Below are 4,060 nucleotides of genomic sequence, written 5' to 3'. Positions count from 1 at the left end.
GCCGTCGGCGATCCCCTCGGTCAGCGCCGCGACGACCAGGGGCGGCACCAGGACGCCACGGCCGCGCAGCAACTCGCCGGTTCCCCCGACGTCGGTGGCGACCACCGGGCGTCCCGCGGCCATCGCCTCCATGACGGCGTTGCTCATGCCCTCGTGCAGGGACGGCAGCGCCACGACCTGGGCGCGGGCGAGGAGCGGCTCGATGTCGGTACGGGTGCCGAGGAGGCGTACGTCGACGCCCAGGCGTGCCGCCTGCTCCTCCAGCGCGCGGCGCTGCGGTCCGTCGCCGACGAGGGCGAGCGTGGTCGGCAGGCCCTGGTCGCGCAGCCGCGCGACGGCGTCGATCAGGTACCGGTGCCCCTTGTCGGGCTTGAGGTTCGCGATGCACAGGACGACCGGCGCGGTCGTGTCGATGACCGTGGGCGCGGCCGGGGCGAACGCGGAGTCCGGCAGGCCGTTGTACACGGTGGTGATCTTGTCCGGGGAGACATTTTCCTGGCGCCGGGTGTCCTCGGCGACGGCCTCGGCGTTGGCCACGAGCAGGTCGGTCACGCGGGTGGCGAGGCGTTCGATCCCCAGCAGGACGCGGCGGCCGCGCTTGAAGTCCCCGAGGCTGCGCCGACCGGCGACCAGCACCTGGACGCCGGCCAGCCGCGCCGCGGGAGCGGCGGTGACGTAGCTGTGGTACAGGAATGCGTGCAGTATGTCGGGCCGCAGCCGCCGCAGATGGCGTACGAGCCGGGCGAATGCCATGGCGTTCGCCGGCAGCATACGGGCACCGGCGTCACTCGAGGCGAACCCGAGTCGGACGACGGGTACGCCCGCCGCCCGCAGCCCCTGCTCCCTCGGGCCGCCCTTGAACATCAGCAGCACGTGGGCGTCGACGCCTCGGGCGCGCAGGCCCTGGGCGAGAAGGACGACCTGCTTCTCGGTGCCGCCCAGGCCGAGTTGGCCGATCATCAGACAGACACGGCCCGGGCCGCCGGCGGCCGTCGGCGGGTCGTGCTCGGCGAGCCCGTGCCGGCCGAGGCGGTCGTCGGTTGTGCGGAAGTCAGTCATCCGGGCTCGCTACTCCAATGACCAGCGGCCGGCGCCGTGTGTCCCAGTGCGGTATGCCCTGGCACACACGGCGAGGCCGTCGTTGACAGGTGAGACCGAATCAGCTGAGGCAGCCGGCGACGGAGCCGGTCGGCGCGCAGTTGTTAGGCGTGTTCCGCCGGATGATGCTGGTGATCACCGTCACCCGGCTCGCCAGGCCGGCGTTGAAGATGCCGCCGCCGTTGGTCGCGGTGTTGGCCTCCACCAGCGTCCGGTTGAGGATCAGCCGGCCGTCCGCGGCGTTGAAGATGCCGCCGCCGGTGGCGCCGGCGGTGTTCTGGTCGACGGTGCTCTGGATCAGTTCGGCGCGGCCGCCCTGGCCGTTGTACAGCCCGCCGCCGTCGGTGTTGGCGCGGTTGCCGCGGACGATGCTGACCTGGATGGTGAGCGAGCCGTCGTTGTAGATCCCGCCGCCGCCACCACCGGTGGCACGGGTGGTGTTGGCCTGGACGAGCGTCTTGGACAGGATCAGCCGTCCGCTGTCGTTCGAGATGCCGGCGCCGTTGTCCGCGGTGTTACCCGTGATCGTCGTGTGGACCAGGGTGATCGTGCCGCGGGAGTTGAGGATGCCGCCGCCGGTGTCGTTGGTCGGGACGGTGTTGTCGGTCAGACCGCCGGACACGAAGACGTTCCGTAGGCCGAGCACCGCGCCCGAGGCGACCTCGATGATGCGGAACGGGACGGCCGCCGTGGACCTGCTGATGCGAGTGGAGACACCACCGATGATGTTGACGTTACCGGTGATCAGCAGCCCGTCCGGGCCGCGGCCGGTCGCCGACGGCGCCGTCAGGACGTAGTTGCAGTTCGAAGCCAGCAGCAGTGTCCCCGAACCGGTGGCGTTGGCGGCGTTGACCGCCGTGACCAGCGCTGCCGCGCTGCAGGGCACGCTCACTGTCTGGCGGGCGTACGCCGGCTGTGCGAAGGCCATTCCAGTCATCATCAGTGCGGCGGTGGCGATGCCACCAGATGTTCTCATTGCGAAACCCATCAGGCCCCCCTGGCCAATCTGGACATTTCGTTATCCGTGCGGTTGAATTGCTTTCCGCGCCACTCCGGAAATTGGAATCGTGGTCCCGCGCATATAAACCAGGGCGCACGTTAGCACGCCGCACCGAATGATTGAAACCTTCGAAATCTTGACCATTGTTGGCAACCTTTTGTTCGGTCGAATGTTTCGATTCCCGGTGTCCCGAATCGTGCGCTGCTGTGCCAACTGCGCCCAGGTTGGGCCCGGTGTTTGGCGACGTCATCGCGCGGTTACCAGAGCTGAGAAGCTACTGCCGTCGACGAGAGGCCAGAACCAATGGCAATGACGTGGGTGGCGGTTGCGGCATTTGTGCTGGTCGGGGTATTGACCGAATTCGTCCGCAGGATGGCCGTTCTGCTTTCATTGACCGATCATCCCGGCCTGCGAAAGCGCCACAAACGCCCGACGCCGTACCTCGGTGGCATTGCCATCGCCGTGGGCGTCATCGTGCCGACGGTCGTCACATCGGACGGCATACGCCTGCGCGTTCTGCTCGTGGCCGCGGGGGCGGTCGCGATTCTCGGCCTGGTCGACGACATGCGCCCGCTGTCCCCGCACTCGCGACTGGCCGTCGAGGGGCTCGCCGCCGTGGCCGTCGTCGGCGCGGGCGGCCACGTGAAGGTCTTCGGGAACTGGGTCGACTACGTCCTGCCGGTGCTGTGGATCGTCGTCATCACCAACTCCTTCAATCTGCTCGACAACATGGACGGAGCCGCGGCCGGCGTCGCCTGCGTGACCAGCGCGTCCCTCGCACTGCCCGCGATGATGGTGGGGCAGCGGGGCGTGAGCGTGCTGCTCGTCGCGCTGGCCTGCGGCTGCGCCGGGTTCCTGCCGCACAACTGGACGCCCGCCCGGATCTTCATGGGCGACGCCGGCTCGCTGTTCATCGGCTTCGTGATCTCTGCTTCGGCGCTCTTCGTGTTCGCCCGGTCGGACGGCGACGCGAGCGTCGCCGGGCCGCTGATGGTGACCTTCGTGGCCACCGTCGACACCTGCGTCGTCCTGGTGTCGCGGCGCCGCGCGGGCCGGCCGCTGATGCTCGGCGGCACCGACCACGTCTCACACCGGCTGCGCCGGCTCGGCCTCAGCACCGGGCAGGTGGCGCTCGCGCTGTCCGGCACCGCCGCGGTCACCTGTCTCGCGGTCGTCCCGATCCTGTGGGGCTGGGTGCCGGCGCCCGTGCCCCTCGCGGTCGGGATCGGGCTGGGCGGCGTCTTCGTGTGGCTGCTGCTGAAGGTGCCGGTGTACCCCAAGCATGAGGAGCAGCTTCGTACGACCTGATGTCCGGTCGAAAGGGGAGCGGGATGGAACTGCTGCACTACCTTCGCCTGCTGCGGCGCCGATGGACGCTGGTCGCGGCCTCGATCCTGCTCGCCCTCATCGCGGCGGCCTTCGCCACGACGCGGATGAGCCCGCGGTACGCCGCGACGATCACGATGATCGTGTCCGCGCCCGCGAACGGCGGGAACGCGGCAGTCGCCTACCAGGGCGCGCTGCTGTCGCAGGACCGCGCGAAGTCCTACGCCAAGCTGATCCAGAGCCGGACCGTCGCCACCGCGGTGGCGACGGCGCTGGGCGACGGGATGACCGCCGACGAACTGCAGCCGAGGATCAGCGCGACGGCGGTGCCGGACACCGTCCTGGTACGCGCCACGGTCACCGACGGCTCTCCGGAGCTGGCGACGCGGATCGCGCACACCCTCGGCACGACGTTCGCCGGCTACGTGGACCGGCTCGAACGGCCGGTCCACGGCGCGCCGGCCGGCGTACGGGTCACGGTCGCCGACGACGCGGACCCGCCCCGGGTGCCGGTGGCCCCGCGGCCCCTGGTCAACCTGGCGATCGGACTGGTCGTCGGCGCCGCCGTCGGCGTGGTCGGCGCCATTCTGCGGGACCGCACCGACACCTCGATCCGCTCGGCGAGCGCGCTGCGCG

The 4,060-nt window shown here is 70.2% G+C and carries 4 protein-coding genes; 2 read left to right on the top strand and 2 right to left on the bottom strand.

Going from position 1 to position 4,060, the window contains the following annotated elements; translation table 11 throughout:
* Positions 1 to 1,059: glycosyltransferase (locus ACFFNX_RS44025; RefSeq protein WP_378212211.1), on the bottom strand; the 1,059-nt coding region annotated here is incomplete at its 3' end.
* Between the two features lie 100 nt (positions 1,060 to 1,159).
* Positions 1,160 to 2,026, bottom strand: coding sequence for a hypothetical protein (locus ACFFNX_RS44020; protein ID WP_378212209.1), 867 nt, complete (start codon positions 2,024 to 2,026; stop codon positions 1,160 to 1,162).
* 534 nt (positions 2,027 to 2,560) lie between these two features.
* Between ACFFNX_RS44020 and ACFFNX_RS44015 the strand changes: the two genes are divergently transcribed.
* Both ACFFNX_RS44015 and ACFFNX_RS44010 read left to right on the top strand, forming a co-directional pair.
* Positions 2,561 to 3,406, top strand: a complete 846-nt coding sequence (locus ACFFNX_RS44015; RefSeq protein WP_378212208.1) for an MraY family glycosyltransferase — start codon at positions 2,561 to 2,563, stop codon at positions 3,404 to 3,406.
* 23 nt (positions 3,407 to 3,429) lie between these two features.
* On the top strand, positions 3,430 to 4,060 hold a 631-nt coding region (locus ACFFNX_RS44010), incomplete at its 3' end, for a YveK family protein (RefSeq protein WP_378212207.1).

Origin of the sequence: Actinoallomurus acaciae (assembly GCF_042429965.1) — a bacterium.
GTDB classification, from domain to species: domain Bacteria; phylum Actinomycetota; class Actinomycetes; order Streptosporangiales; family Streptosporangiaceae; genus Actinoallomurus; species Actinoallomurus acaciae.
The sequence above is the reverse complement of the archived record's forward strand: the minus strand, read 5'-3'. Positions and strand labels throughout refer to the sequence as shown.

Coding starts and splice junctions, on each gene's coding strand:
- ACFFNX_RS44020 (WP_378212209.1), bottom strand. CDS start 2,026: ATGGCCTTCGCACAGCCGGCGTACGCCCGCCAGACAGTGAGCGTGCCC.